Raw genomic sequence first — 14,384 nt, 5'->3', positions numbered from 1 at the left:
CGGCTGCCCAAGGTGGCCGAGGCGTGGGTTTGGCTGGCTCAAGCGCGATTGCTGCTGGCGCGGCTGACTGGTTAATTATGTAAACACCCTCTGAAGGACCCGGAGTTTACCCGGCAGCTTCGGGACGCCTGGCAGCAACAAGCCGATTGGCATCGCGATCTGTCGGCGCATGTGCAGCAGATCCCGAACGCCACCGGCGCCATCCAGCAGCATTTGCTGGCAGAGCATGCCGATCTGCATGTCAAGGATGGGGCTGCAAGTCGTCTGGAAGGCATCGCCACCGTCGACGAGCTGGTACGCCCAGGTGCGCCACCCGCACGCGCGCCGGTGCCCGAACCCGACATCCCCGGCCTGCGTCGTGCAGGCATGACAGCGGGGCTGGCGGGTGTAGGAGTTGCCGCAAGCGCCTACGATGCCGTGCAGACCGGCGATCGCATCGGCAGCTTGCTGGCGCAGGACAATCTTGCCGCTGCCCGTTCGCAAGCGCTGCACTTCAGTGCGCGTGGAATGGGTGGCTGGGTCGGCGGAACGGCCGCTGCTGCGGTGGTGGGCACCACGGGAGCCGGGCCGGTGGGGCTGGTCATGGCCGACGCCTATCTGTTTAGCATGGCAGCAGACAAGGCCGCCACGCTCTGGGATCAGCGCCAGATCCATACCCAGACCGACAAGCAGCATGTGCGCTGGGAATTCGATGGCACCCAGTGGTTGCGGCAGGAACTGTTGCGCGACGGTGTTGATACGCCGCACCGGCAGGNAGAAGGCACGCGAGCTCAATTACTACGCCAGTGGCCAGGCGACCGAGCAGGCGCTTGGCGCGGTAGCGCCGCGCAATCCCTTCGTGCAGCCGTCCAGCCAGGCAGATGCCGCGCATCTGTACCAACGCGATTGGCGGCGTGATGCCGACAACGGGCAATGGTCGCGGATGGTGGCCGACGAGGTCGATCGTAATGACCGGCCAGTTTGGAAACTCGACCCGGCCAGCCCCGAGCGCGCTGTGCAACTGGACCAGCAAGCGGCGCAGGTGATCGACGGCAACATCGCCCATGGGCAAGCAGCCATTGCAGCGACCTATCAAGCCGCCCACCGGCGCAACGGCTGGGACGATTTCGGCCCGATGCCCGCCGCCGTGCAGGCCGCGTTGAGCGCGGACGCCCTGCAGGCCTCTGACGGCAGGCACTACCTGCGCGATACGCGTGGCCAATGGCGCGCTGGCGAGGACGTGGCGCACGGCACGCTCGCAGCGGAGCTGGATGCCACCCGCCAACAGCTGCAGCCCGCCCTGGCGCAGCACGCGCAGGCGATGGCGCAGATGCCCCAACGGCAGCTCCCCACGGCGCAACAGCAGGATCAGGCCAATCTCCAGGCGACCTATGCCGCCTATGGGGTTGCGCCCAACGCCACGACCGCAGCGGCCATCCAGCAGGCGCTACAACACACCCGCGATGCAAACGCCATCGACGCCTCCACCACCTCGCTGGCGCTGGAGCGCGATGGGTCCGGCCATTACTCGGTGGACAGCCCGGTACGGCATTTGCGTCGCGATGCCGATGGCACGGTTCGGGTTGCGGCAACCACCACCACCGGGGAGATCCGCGAGGCCGTAGACCAACTCCAGGCGCAGTCCCTGGAATCGGCCACGGCGCACGCGGCGCCAACCGAACACGCCGCACCCGACCACACCCACTCACCAGACACGGCGCTACGCCCTGGCGACCGTGGCGTCGCGCTGCAGGATGCGCCACATCGCACGATGGTCATGCCCTCCACACCATCGCCGGCAACAGCGCCCGAACGCAGCCAACCCGATCTGCATGCGCAACAGCAGCAACAAGCGCTGGAGCAACAACGCCAGCTGCAGTTGCAGGCCCGGCAACACCAGCAGGACCAGGCACAGCGCGACGAAGACGAGAACAGCCGCAAGGCGCAGCGCGACAAGGAGCTGTCGGCTACCACCGTCCAAGACGACGCGCACACGCCGCCGCCAGGTCTACGCCCCTACAGCGATCCCGCGCATCCCAAGCATGCGCTGTATGCGGACGTGCAAGAGCGGATGCAGGCGCAAGGCCATCAGTTTTCGGAGGAACGCCTGACCCAGATCACCGCAGCGCTGAACGAGTCTTACTTCAAGCCCGGCTGGAAGGGGGAGTTCTATGTGGCACGCGACACCGTGTATGCGGCCAGTTACGACCATCCGCTGGGATTGGCGTGCCTGCCGATACACGAGCCGGCACCATCGATCCAGGCCTCGATGCAGGTCGCGCAGGCTGGCGATCTGGAGCATGCACGCATCAACCAGATCATCGCCCAGGACCGCCAGCAAGCCCAATCGCAAGCACAGTCGCAGCCCGGCATGGGCATGTGAGACACCCAGGCGACGTCTGCAGTGGGTATGGCGCAGCCCCTCGCTCGTGCGCCGTCGAGCCAACAAGACCGCAGGGCGTTGGATTGGCCCAGCACAAACAGGCCTGTTGAGGGAAAATGCCCGCGCTCAGGGAGTGGTGCTGCTGGCACAAGCGCTATGCGGCCAAGCGCACGCAGACCTGGCACGCGTGCACACACCGAGCCACCACGCACCATGATCGGCGAAGCTGCGTTGCAGAAGCTCGGGGATGGCTGCCCCAGGCAGGACAGCGACTGCGGCGACTGACTGGCGGAGTGTGGGAACACATTCTTAGTGGAAATCGCGCGAAGGCAACTGCATCTGGCCGAGCAATTCGCTGAGGTCGTACAGATCGCCGGCGATCAGGTGCTCCACGCCGTCCACGCGTTCCCAGCGGCCGCGCACTGCAAGCAGGCGCGATTCCAGCAGCGCGCGGCGGCGGCGCAGCGCCAGATGTGCCCAGACGATGACGTTCATCATGCCGTGCTCGTCCTCCAGGGTGACGAAGATGGTGCCCTTGGCGGTGGCCGGGCGCTGGCGCTGGGTGACCAGCCCGGCCACGTGCACGCCGCTGCCGTGGCGGCGCCCCTGCAGCTCGCGCAGGCCCAGGATGCGCCGTTGCAGCATCTGCGGGCGCAGCAATGCCATGGGGTGCTGGCGTAGACTCAGGCCGACCGAGCGGTAATCGGCCAGGATTTCTTCGCCCGCGCGCGGTGCTTCGAACTCCACCAGGCGTTCCTCCGGGCTGCCCGGCAACAGCGGGCGCCGCGCCTCCACGCCGGCCATGGCCCAGCGCGCGGCATTGCGGTTGCCCACGATCGACTGCAGCGTCCCGGCTTCGGCCAGTGACAGGCGAGCCTTCTCATCGAGTGCGGCGCGCAGGCACAGGTCGCCGATGTCGGCGAAGGCCCGTTGCGCGCGTGCGGCGACGATGCGTATGGCCGCCTCTTTCGACAAGCCGCTAACCTGGCGCATGCCCAGCCGGATCGCCGGTTGTTCGCCGGGGTCTGCATCGCTGCGCCACGGCCGGCCGCCCACCAGGATGTTGTCCCAGTCGCTGTGCAGCACATCCACCGGCAGCACCTCCACGCGCGCGCGCTCCTGGCTGCCGCGGCGCGCGTCCTGCACGATCTGGCTGGCCGAATAGAAGCCCATCGGCTGCGCATTGAGCAGGCCACAGGCGAATGCGGCCGGCTCGTGGCGCTTTAGCCAGCAACTGGCATAGACGAGCTTGGCGAACGAGGCGGCATGGCTCTGCGGAAAGCCGTAGGAACCGAAGCCCTTGATCTGTTCGAAGATCTGGTCGATGAAGCTGGAAGCGTAGCCTTTGCCCTGCATGCGTTCGCGCACGCGGGCACGGTGTTGCTCCATGTCGCCGCCGCGTCGCCAGGCCGCCATGGAGCGGCGCAGATTGTCCGCCTCGCTCTCGGTGTAGTCGGCCGCATGCATCAGCAGCTCCATCACCTGTTCCTGGAACAGCGGAACACCAAGGGTCGGCTTGAGGATGTCTTCCACTTCCGGCGAGGGATAGTTCACTTCCTCGCGGCCCTGCCGCCTGCGCAGATACGGGTGCACCATGTCGCCCTGGATCGGCCCGGGGCGTACGATCGCCACTTCGATCACCAGGTCGTAGAACACCGCAGGCTTGAGCCGCGGCAGCATTGCCATCTGCGCGCGCGATTCGATCTGGAACACGCCCACGGTATCGGCACGCTGGATCATCTTGTAGGTCGGCGCATCGTCACCCGGCAGCGTGGCAATGCTGTAATGACGGCCACGGTGGCCGCGCACCAGCTCCAGTGTCTTGCGGATGCAGGTGAGCATGCCCAGGGCCAGGCAATCGACCTTGAGCAGCTTCATGGTTTCCAGGTCGTCCTTGTCCCACTGGATGATGGTGCGATCGGCCATCGCGGCGTTTTCCACCGGCACCAGCAACGACAGCGGCGCGTCGGAAATGACGAATCCGCCGACATGCTGCGACAGATGCCGCGGGTGATCGCGCAGCTGCTCGGTCACCGCCAGGACCTTGCCGATCAGCGGGTTGGCCAGATCGAAGCCGGCTTCTTCGATGCGCTGTTCCATCGGTGTGTCGCCGTTTCCCCAGCCGTAGCAATTGGCCAGCAGGGCGATCTGGTCCGGCGGCAGGCCAAAGGCCTTGGCCACATCGCGCACCGCGCTCTTGCCTCGGTAGCAGATCACCGTGGCGGCCAGGGCTGCACGTTCGCGTCCATATTTGGCGTAGACATACTGCAGCACTTCCTCGCGGCGTTCGTGCTCGAAATCCACGTCGATATCCGGTGGCTCGTCGCGTTTTTCCGATAGGAAGCGCGCCATCAGCAAGCGGGTTTCATCGGGATTGACGGCCGTGATGCCCAGCGCATAGCACACCGCCGAATTGGCCGATGAGCCGCGGCCCTGGCAGAGGATGTTCCTGGACCGTGCAAACCGCACCACATCCTGCACGGTGAGAAAGAATGCCTCGTAGTTCTTGTGGGCGATCAACGCCAGCTCTTTTTCGATGTCCTCGCGCACCTTGGCCGAGATGCCACCTGGCCAACGCTGGCGGATGCCGGCCTCGGTGAGCTGACGCAGATAACTGGCAGGCGTGTGTCCTTCCGGCACCAACTCCTTGGGATAGGTGTATTGAAGCGTGGAGATATCGAAGGTGCAGCGCTGCGCCAACGCCACCGCAGCCTGCAGCAAGGCCGGCGGATAGATATTGCCCAGCGCGCGCCGGGTGCGCAGATGCCGCTCGCCGTTGCGGAACAGCTGCGCACCGCACTCGGCCAGCGGCAGGCCGTGGCGGATGGCAGTCAAGGTGTCCTGCACGATGCGCTCGCGCCGCTGCGCCATGTGCACATCGCCGCTGGCCAACGCGGTCATGCCCAGGCGCTGGGCCAGCAGTTGCAACGCCTGCAGGCGTGCGGCGTCGTCCTGTTCGCGATGCAGTTCCACCGCCAGAAACACACGCTCGCCGAATACCTGCTGCAGCCACGCACCCTGCTCGGCCTGTGGCTGCACGCCGGGCAGCCACAACGCGAACACGCCCGGCACCCCATCGCGAAACTGCGCTGCCACCTCGGCGCGCCCCAGCCGATAGGCGCCCTTGCCTGCCGCGCGCCGTGCACTGGTAATCAGCGCACACAGCTGCCGATAGCCTTGCGCATGTTCCACCAGCAACACCAAGCGGGTGCCATCGACCAGGGTGAATTCGCTGCCGACGATCAGCCGCACCCCGGTGGCACGCGCCGCTTCCAGGCCGCGCACGATGCCGGCCAGCGAGCATTCGTCGGTGATCGCCATCGCGTTGTAGCCGCAGTACTGCGCACGGGAGAACAGCTGCTCGGCGCTGGACGCGCCACGCAGGAACGAAAAGTCCGACAGACAGTGTAGTTCGGCATACGCAGGCAGGCCATCGGCCTCCTGGGCATGGACAATGTCGTCGTTGGCCGCGCGCAGCCGTGCCGCAACGTTCCAGCCACGCGGCATGCGGCCGCCGGGGGTGTCGCGGTCCACCCCATCGACGGCGTCGTCCCCGCTCATGGGCAGACCTCGTCGATAGCGCGCCAGGACACACGGATTTTCCGCTGCGCGACAGATCGCCTGGCTGCCGGCGCTGCGGCGGATTGCACGCGGTGCGGGCAGCGGCGGCATAGGCCACTGTCACGACAAACCGCCGACCAGGAGATATCCCCGTACCGCACGCGCATGCCCCCGATCACGCAAACCACCCGTGTAGCATCCACCCCTCCACGCGGCCGGGCGCGGCAAACACCCAGGCACGCCGGCCGCGCGCGGTTTCCACCACGTAGTAGTCGCGCCGCGCTTCGTCGTCGTCCCACCAACCGCTTTCCAGGCGTTCCGGGCCGGACACGATGCGCAGCTGCGCATCGTGCAGCGGCACCGGTTGCGGCAGCAGCCAGGTGGGTCGCGGCGGGCGGGCCGGCGCGGCGGCTTCGTGCACCGCATCGCCGATGGCGCGGCGCCAGGCGCGTTCCGGACGCGGGTCGGCGGCGGGCAACACGCGGTACACCGCCTCGTCGCCCAGCCGCGCACGCAGCCGCTCGCGCAGCTGCGGCCAGTCCACCGATTGTTGCGCGCGTTGATCGAACAGGTCGCGCATGGCCGGCACGAAGGGCGGCAGTTGGCGTGCCAGCAACCGCATTGCCACCACCGGCTGCGGAATCTCCACCCGTTCCAGCCGGTTGCGGGCCAGTTCGAACAACAGCGTGGGCGCACGCTCGGGCGTGAGCAGGCCGATCTCGACATCGGTGGCGCCTGCTTCGTGTTCCAGCCGCAGCAAAAAGCGCTGCACGCCACCATCGCGGATCGACAGATAGGTGCACAGGTCGCCGATCAATCGGCGCAGCGGGAACAACAAGGCCGGGTGCGTTTCCACCTCGTAGCCCAGCTCCACGCGCTGGTCGAAATGGTCCGGCGGCGCATAGCAGTCCAGCGGGTCATCGGCATCGCCGTAGAGACGATCCAGATGTTCCAGCAAGTCGACACCGAAACGCCGGCGCAGGCCGTCGCGCGGCAGCGCACGCACTGCGGCGAGCGTACGCACGCCCATGTGCTGCAGGCGCTCGCCGGCATCGCCCGGCAAGGCCGCGCGGCGCACCGGAACGGTGTCCAGCGTGCGGTGCAAGGCCGGCAGTTCGGTCACCACCATGCCATCGCGCAGGCCGGCCAGCACGCGCGCCGCGCGCGGTGTGGGCGCCAGCGCAAGCCGGTGCTGGAAGCCCAGCGCCTGCAGTTCATCGCGCAAGCGGCGCTCGAAGCGTGGCCAGGGGCCGAACAAGCGAAAGCTGGCTGCCGCTTCCAGCACGATGGCACGCGACCACTGCTGGCTCACCAGCGAGCTATGCCGGTATGCCCAGGCCGCCAGAAACCGCTGCGTGCGCGCTTCGTTCTGCGCGTCGTAATCGAGGGTGCGCACCTGCGTCATCAGCGCATGCGCCGCCGACAGCCGCATCCCCGCCTTCAAGCCGGCCGCTGCGGCTGCGGCATTGACCGAATGCAGGTTGCGCAGCTGCGCCGGCCCCTGCACCAGCACCAACGGTGCCTGCGGTTCTTCCAGACGCCGCAGGACAGCGTCCAGCGCCAGCTGCGGCAGCAATAGACAGGCCCACAACATGCGCGCGCCTCAATGCGCCAGCCGTAGCGGCTGCGACGGCACCTGCCCGCCGCGGCACTTGCGCACCTGCCAGGCATCGCGCTCGGGCAGGAATTCCAGCCGCAGCGCCGCCGGCGAGGCGTTCACCGCATGGCGACGGTCGCGTAACGCGAACGCGCAGCAGTTGCCGCTGTCGGCCGCCACCTGCAGGCGCCGCAATGCGCGGGCATCGCCGGTCTGCGGCCAGCCCAGCACGGCCGCACAGGCACCGCTGCGCAGGCATTGCTCGAACGCCCACAGTGCTTCGCGCGGCTCGGCCTGCACCACTTCCAGCTGTTGCAACACCACCCCGCCCGCCTGCCAGGCCGGCGCATACGGAATGAACGGCGGCGCCACCAACACCACCCGACTACCGGCGCCGGTCATGCGTGCCAGCGTGGGCAGCAGCAAGGCGATCTCGCCTACGCCATGGGCGGGCAATAAAAGTTCGGTGAGCGCGCGCCGCGGCCAGCCGCCATCGGGCAGCACCGCATCCAGCCCGGCATGCCCGGTGGCTTCACCGCCGGTGACGGTGGCCGTGCCCTGGCCGGCCCGCCACACCGTGCGCGCCGCCAGCAATGCGTCCAGCGGCATGGCCACCGCCGCATTGCCGTGTTGTCGCAGTGGCACCGGCTCGCTCATCTCAGCCCTGCCGGATCAGGCCGCAGTAAAGTCCTTCGATCGCGAAGTCGGCATCGGCCGCCACCACGATCGGCGCATGCGCACGGTTGCGCGGCAGCAGGCGGAGACGCTCGGGGCCACGCTCCAGCCGCTTGATGGTGATTTCGCCATCCACCCGCGCCACCACGATCTGCCCGTCGCGCGCCTCGTTGCTGCGGTGCACGCCGACCAGATCGCCATCCAGGATACCGTCGTCGATCATCGAATCACCCTGCACCTGCAGCAGGTAATCCGGCTGCAGCGAAAACAGCGCGCGGTCCAGCCATAGTTGCCGGTCCAGGCCGATGTCGGCCCCGATCGGCACACCAGCCGCCACCCGCCCCAGCACCGGCAACGCCAGCAAGGCATCGCGCCCAGCAGCGCCGGGCATGCGGATACCGCGCTTCTGATTGGGCCGCAGTTCGATCAAGCCGGCCTCGGCCAGCGCCTGCACATGCTTTTGCGCCGCGGTGCGCGAGGCGAACCCGAACGCCTGTGCGATCTCGGCCAGGCTGGGCGAGACACCGGCATGGGCCTGCTCCTGCAGGAAGGCCAGTACCGCAGCGCGTTGGGGGGACAGGGTAGACATGGATGAGCGAGCATCAACGTGACAAGGTGTACATTTGTACACCAAGCCGTCGCAGCAGGCGAGATTGGCTTGCTGAGCCGCTTCATGCATGCGACTTGCAGGCAACCGATTGCCGAGTTATAACTTTCGTACAAACAGGACGCCACCATGAAACTCAAGATCACCGCCATCGGCAATTCCGCCGGGGTCATCCTGCCCAAAGAACTGCTGGCCCGCCTGCGCCTGGGCAAGGGCGACGAGCTGTATGCCTTGGAAACGCCCGACGGCGTCAAGCTGACGGCCTTCGACCCCACCCTGGCCGCACAGATGGACGTGGCCGAACAGGTGATGCGCGAGCGACGCACGCTGCTGCACAAGCTGGCGCAGTAACCTGCCGCCATGATCGTCTGGATCGAACGGCCGCTGGTACTGGCCATCCATGACCGTCAGCTGGCCGAGCATGGCGGCGCCAGCGGCGTGCGCGCCGATGCGCTGCTCGACTCGGCGCTGGCTAGACCCAGGCAGTTGCTGTCCTACGGCGACCCGCCGCCGGATCTGGCGGCACTTGCCGCCAGCTTGGTGTATGGCCTGGCGCGCAATCATCCGTTTGTCGACGGCAACAAACGCACCGCCGCCGTCGCCTGCGAAACCTTCATCGTGCTCAACGGCGCAAGTTTGGTGGCAGACGATCTGGAGCTCTACGGGTTCTATATCGGGCTGGCCGACGGCACGTTGGACGAGGCGGCCTGCGCGGCATGGTTGCGGCCTCGCCTGCAAGTGCGCCACCAGCAGCGCGTCAACGAATCAACGCCTCACTACGGCTGAAGCGGGCTGGCCGATGCGCCGCCTGCGGGATGCTCAGCCGGCAACGGCTCGCCACCACGCTCACTGCACCCATCGCAATACCATGCCCAGGCCTGCTCGGAATCGCCTTGCAAGCATCGCTTCGGTGTCGGCGTGGTCACCCTGCGTTGACCGCAGCATGGTCATGGTGGTGACCCTCCTCAGCCATCGCCACGGGGTTCGCATGCATGCCACGCCCGCCGCCGCCCATGACACGTCATCGGCACCGGCCACGTCCGCGCCCACCTATCCGGTCAACCTGCGCATCAACGGCCAGCCTCATCAATTGCAGCTGGAAGCCTGGGTCAGCCTGCTCGACCTGTTGCGCGACCGGCTCGATCTCACCGGCACCAAGAAAGGCTGCGATCACGGCCAATGCGGCGCCTGCACGGTGCTGGTGAACGGGCGCCGCATCAATAGCTGCCTGACACTGGCGGTAATGCAGGACGGTGCCGACATCACCACGGTCGAAGGCCTGGCCGACGGCGAGCAGCTGCATCCGCTGCAACGCGCCTTCATCGAACGCGATGCCTTCCAGTGCGGCTATTGCACACCGGGCCAGTTGTGCTCGGCCGCCGGCCTGATCAACGAAGGCAAGGCGCACACCCGCGACCAGGTGCGCGAATTGATGAGCGGCAACCTGTGCCGCTGCGGCGCCTACCCGCAGATCACCGACGCGGTGATGGATGTGCTTGGCGCATCCGGCCAGGCAAGCGACGGCGCGAGTAACCACTGGGAACCAGGGACGGTGCCGGCATGATGCCGCTCAGCTATGCGCGCGCAGACAGCATCGAGGCGACGCTCACTGCCATCGCACCACGCGGCCACGCTGTGCATCCACTGCCGTCGGAAGCGCCCGTGCGGCTGATTGCCGGCGGTACCAACCTCACCGACCTGATGAAGCTGCAGCTAATGCGGCCCAGCCACCTGTTCGACATCAATCGCCTGCCGTTGGACAGCATCACCAGCCAGCCCGATGGCGGCATGCGCCTGGGCGCACTCGCGCGCAACGCCGACACCGCCTATCACCCGGAAGTGGAAACACGTTACCCATTGCTGAGTGCGGCGATCCTGGCCGGCGCGTCGGCGCAGATCCGCAACATGGCCAGCAATGGTGGCAACCTGCTGCAGCGCACGCGCTGCATGTATTTCTACGACAGCGCCACGGCGTGCAACAAGCACACGCCAGGTAGTGGTTGCTCGGCCATTGGCGGGCTGACCAAATACAACGCCATTCTCGGTGCCAGCCCGCATTGCATCGCCACGCACCCCTCGGACATGTGCGTGGCACTGGCGGCACTGAATGCCGTGGTGCATGTGCAAGGCCGCACGGGCGAACGCGATATCGCATTCGCCGATTTCCATCGCCTGCCCGGCGAACATCCGGAGCTGGACAGCACCCTGGCACCGGATGAGTTGATCGTGCATATCGACCTGCCCGAGGCGCAGCGGTTCGCAGCGCATAGCGCCTACCTGAAAATCCGCGAGCGCCTGTCGTATGCGTTTGCGCTGGTATCGGTCGCTGCCGCGCTGGATCTGGCCGAAGACGACAGCATCCGCGATGTACGCGTTGCCCTGGGTGGCGTGGCGCACAAGCCCTGGCGCAGGCCCGAGGCCGAAGCACAGTTGGTGGGTCTACCCGCCAACGCAGACAGTTTCGCGCGCCTGGCCGACGCGTTGCTGGAGGGCGCGCAGCCGCAGGGCGCCAACGCCTTCAAGCTGCCGCTGGCACGTCGCGCCATCGTGCGCGCGCTCGAGGTCGCGCGCGAGGGCAGCATCGACAATCGCGGGCGCCCCCATGCGCTGGAGGAATCGCCATGAACGCACGTAGCACCGATCTATCCAACACCGAATTGACGCCACCGGTCGCCGATCAAGGCACCGGCTTCCGCCCCACGGGCACTGGTGTACCGCGCATCGATGGACGTGCAAAAGTCACCGGCCAGGCACGCTATGCCGCCGAATGGCCGGTGCCGGATCTGGCCCATGGCGTGGTGGTCAGCAGCAGCATTGCGAAGGGCACCATCGTCGGCTTCGACTTGGCGGCCGCGCGCGCGGTCCCCGGCGTGCTGGAGATCGTCACCCATGAGAATCGTCCGCATATGCGCGGCATGGATCTGTTCTACAAGGACATGACTGCCCCACCCGGCTCGCCATTCCGCCCGCTCTACGACAACGTCATTCGCTACAGCGGCCAGCCCATCGCGCTGGTAGTGGCCGAAACATTCGAGGCGGCGCGGCATGCTGCACATCTGGTGCAGGTGGAGTACGCGCAGGAACCGCACGAAACCGACCTGATGACCCAGCTGGGCCGCGCGCACAAGCCCAAGGGCATGCGCGCCGGCTTCACACCGCCGCCCAAGGACAAGGGCGAGCCGGACAGTGCCTTCGCCAATGCCGCCTGTCAGGTGCAGGCCGACTATTACAGCGGTGTGGAGCACCATAATCCGATGGAGCTGTTCGCCTCTACCGTGATCCGCGAGGCCGATGGTCACTTCACCATCTACGACAAGACCCAGGGCTCGCAGAACAGCCGCTGGTACGTCTCGCATGTGTTCGGCCTGAGCAAGCGCAAGGTGACCGTGCGCAACCCCTACGTGGGCGGCGCGTTTGGCTCCGGGCTGCGCCCGCAATACCAGCTGGCACTGGCGGTGATGGCCTCCATCCTGCTGGACCGCTCGGTGCGCGTGGTGCTCACCCGCCAACAGATGTTTACTTTCGGCCACCGCCCGGAAACCGTACAGCGGCTCAAGCTCGGTGCCGACCGCGACGGTACGCTGCGTGCGATCTGGCACGAGGCGATCGCCGAAACCTCGCGCAGCGAAGACTATGTAGAAGTAGTGGTCAACTGGAGCGGGCAACTGTACGCCTGCGACAACGTGCACCTGGGCTACAACCTGGTCAGCCTGGACCAGTATAGCCCGATGGACATGCGCGCACCCGGCGCCACCCATGGCATGCATGCACTGGAAGTGGCGATGGACGAACTGTCGTATGCAGTCGGCATCGATCCGCTGGCGTTGCGGCTGAAGAACTACGCCGAGGTCAATCCGGCCGACGGCAAGCCGTTTTCCAGCAAGGCCTTGCGCGAGTGCTATGAGCAAGGCGCCGAACGCTTCGGCTGGTCGCAGCGCCCGCCGCAGCCGCGCGCGCGCATGGAAGGCCGCGAATGGGTGGGCTGGGGCATGGCCACCGGCCAATGGGACGCGATGCAGATGTTCGCGCGTGCGCATGCCGTACTGCATGCCGACGGGCGCTTGGTCGTGAGCAGCGCCGCCAGCGATATCGGCACCGGCACCTATACGGTGATGGCAATGATTGCGGCCGAGGCCCTGGGCCTGCCACTGGAACAGGTCACCTTCCAGCTCGGCGATTCCACCTTGCCGGTCGCTCCCATCGAAGGCGGCTCTTCGCATGTGAGCACGATTGGCTCGGCGGTGGATGGCGTCTGCGGCAAATTACGCACCCAGCTGTTGCGACTGGCGCAGGCCCTTCCCGATTCGCGCTTTGCGCGGGCAAGGCTGGACGATGTGGTGTTTGCCGATGGCAACATCGCCCTGCGCGCGGACTCCAGCAGTGCCATCGCCTTGCGGGAACTGCTGCGGGCGGCCGGACGGGAGCAGATCCAAGACAAGTTCCTGCTGCTGCCCAATCTGCTCAAGCAACGCAAGTACACCCGCGCCACGCATGGGGCCGTGTTCGTGGAAGTGCGTGTGGACGAAGAACTGGGCACGGTGCGGGTAACGCGTGTGGTCAGCGCCATTGCGGCCGGGCGCATCCTCAACCCCACCACTGCGCGCAGCCAGATCATCGGCGGCGTGGTGTGGGGCATCGGCCAGGCGCTGCACGAACATACCCAGTGCGACCATCGCTTCGGCCGCTTCATGAATCACGATCTTGCCCAGTATCACGTGTCCGCCAATGCCGATATCCACGACGTCGAGGTGATCTTTGCCAACGAAGACGATCGCGTGGTCAGCAGCCTGGGCGCAAAGGGCGTGGGCGAGATCGGCCAAGTGGGCGTCTCTGCGGCCATCTGTAACGCCATCTTCCACGCCACCGGCAAACGCATCCGCAGTACGCCGATGACACCGGACAAGGTGATGGCCGAGTGAGCGCCCCCTTGCGGGATCGGCGGATTCCGCAGTACGGTGTAATGGCATCTACTGACGGGCCCGACATCGCACCACGCACTACCATGGCGTGCCCAACACGGCATTGTTCCCCTTTTTGGCCATGGCCCGACCTATAGGCCAATCGCCTACACCGATCTGCAGCTGAGTGCGTCGCGGATGACAGCCACCGGCAGCCTGCAAATCAGCGCCCGCATCAGCAACCAAGTCAGCCGCGACGTCGACGAAGTGGTGCAGCTCTATCTGCGCGACCGCACTGCCAGCGTCGTGCGCCCGGTGCGCGAGCTCGAGGACTTCCGGAGGGTCAGGCTGCCTGGCGGCGGCAACGTTACCGTGCAGTTCGAGCTGCGTCGCGCGCATCTGATATTTGTCGGGCAAGCAATGACCGCGATCGCGAAGCCGGGCCTGTTGGATGTCTGGCTCGCACCGTCTGCATCAGCCGACGGCCTGCCAGCCAGTTTTGGACTATTGGGCTTATGCCTGCTGCGACGACCAGCGTGGCGGCGCTGGTCATCGACGCGGGTGCACGGCAGGGCGGCTCCCCGTCTAATCACGGTGGATTCACTCACGAAGTGCAAGGGTATCGTAGTTGAAAAAGACCTCGGCTGGAGTGAGATAGCTCAATCGTTTTCTGGGTCGGTTGTT

At 66.6% G+C, this 14,384-nt stretch carries 9 protein-coding genes and 2 pseudogenes; 7 read left to right on the top strand and 4 right to left on the bottom strand.

Annotation, left to right across the window (positions count from 1 at the left end; all coding sequences use genetic code 11):
• Window positions 1–264: 264 nt before the first annotated feature.
• A pseudogene (locus XcuCFBP2542_RS20145) lies at window positions 265–754 on the top strand (peptidoglycan-binding protein); the annotation flags it as partial.
• A gap of 1,917 nt (window positions 755–2,671) precedes the next feature.
• Here XcuCFBP2542_RS20145 and XcuCFBP2542_RS17880 read toward each other — a convergent pair.
• The 4 genes from XcuCFBP2542_RS17880 to lexA form a co-directional block, all read right to left on the bottom strand.
• Complete coding sequence (locus XcuCFBP2542_RS17880; RefSeq protein WP_170067023.1) at window positions 2,672–5,923, bottom strand: error-prone DNA polymerase; 3,252 nt, start codon at window positions 5,921–5,923, stop codon at window positions 2,672–2,674.
• A 175-nt stretch (window positions 5,924–6,098) separates the two neighbouring features.
• Complete coding sequence (locus tag XcuCFBP2542_RS17875) at window positions 6,099–7,517, bottom strand: Y-family DNA polymerase (RefSeq protein WP_104605475.1); 1,419 nt, start codon at window positions 7,515–7,517, stop codon at window positions 6,099–6,101.
• Window positions 7,518–7,526: 9 nt separating this feature from the next.
• Window positions 7,527–8,177: a translesion DNA synthesis-associated protein ImuA gene (gene imuA, locus XcuCFBP2542_RS17870; RefSeq protein ID WP_167526827.1), complete on the bottom strand. Its 651-nt coding sequence runs from the start codon at window positions 8,175–8,177 to the stop codon at window positions 7,527–7,529.
• 1 nt (window position 8,178) lies between these two features.
• Window positions 8,179–8,784 (bottom strand): transcriptional repressor LexA, encoded by a 606-nt coding sequence (gene lexA / locus XcuCFBP2542_RS17865; protein ID WP_104605473.1) that lies wholly within the window; start codon window positions 8,782–8,784, stop codon window positions 8,179–8,181.
• A 147-nt stretch (window positions 8,785–8,931) separates the two neighbouring features.
• On the opposite strand from lexA, the gene XcuCFBP2542_RS17860 reads away from it, so the two are divergent.
• The 6 genes and pseudogenes from XcuCFBP2542_RS17860 to XcuCFBP2542_RS20370 all read left to right on the top strand — a co-directional run.
• Complete coding sequence (locus tag XcuCFBP2542_RS17860; protein ID WP_104605471.1) at window positions 8,932–9,153, top strand: AbrB/MazE/SpoVT family DNA-binding domain-containing protein; 222 nt, start codon at window positions 8,932–8,934, stop codon at window positions 9,151–9,153.
• A gap of 9 nt (window positions 9,154–9,162) precedes the next feature.
• Window positions 9,163–9,588, top strand: coding sequence for a type II toxin-antitoxin system death-on-curing family toxin (locus tag XcuCFBP2542_RS17855; RefSeq protein WP_104605469.1), 426 nt, complete (start codon window positions 9,163–9,165; stop codon window positions 9,586–9,588).
• A gap of 202 nt (window positions 9,589–9,790) precedes the next feature.
• Window positions 9,791–10,366, top strand: coding sequence for a (2Fe-2S)-binding protein (locus XcuCFBP2542_RS17850; protein ID WP_104605477.1), 576 nt, complete (start codon window positions 9,791–9,793; stop codon window positions 10,364–10,366).
• The gene (locus XcuCFBP2542_RS17845) at window positions 10,339–11,427 is read left to right on the top strand and encodes an FAD binding domain-containing protein (protein ID WP_167526994.1); all 1,089 of its coding nucleotides are present in this window, start codon (window positions 10,339–10,341) and stop codon (window positions 11,425–11,427) included. The genes XcuCFBP2542_RS17850 and XcuCFBP2542_RS17845 overlap by 28 nt, the downstream gene beginning before the upstream one ends.
• Complete coding sequence (locus tag XcuCFBP2542_RS17840) at window positions 11,424–13,721, top strand: xanthine dehydrogenase family protein molybdopterin-binding subunit (protein WP_104605465.1); 2,298 nt, start codon at window positions 11,424–11,426, stop codon at window positions 13,719–13,721. The genes XcuCFBP2542_RS17845 and XcuCFBP2542_RS17840 overlap by 4 nt, the downstream gene beginning before the upstream one ends.
• A gap of 177 nt (window positions 13,722–13,898) precedes the next feature.
• A pseudogene (locus tag XcuCFBP2542_RS20370) lies at window positions 13,899–14,111 on the top strand (fibronectin type III-like domain-contianing protein); the annotation flags it as partial.
• Window positions 14,112–14,384: the final 273 nt, after the last annotated feature.

Source organism: Xanthomonas cucurbitae (assembly GCF_002939885.1).
Taxonomy (GTDB): Bacteria; Pseudomonadota; Gammaproteobacteria; order Xanthomonadales; family Xanthomonadaceae; genus Xanthomonas; species Xanthomonas cucurbitae.
This window is presented reverse-complemented; position numbering and strand designations above follow the sequence as displayed.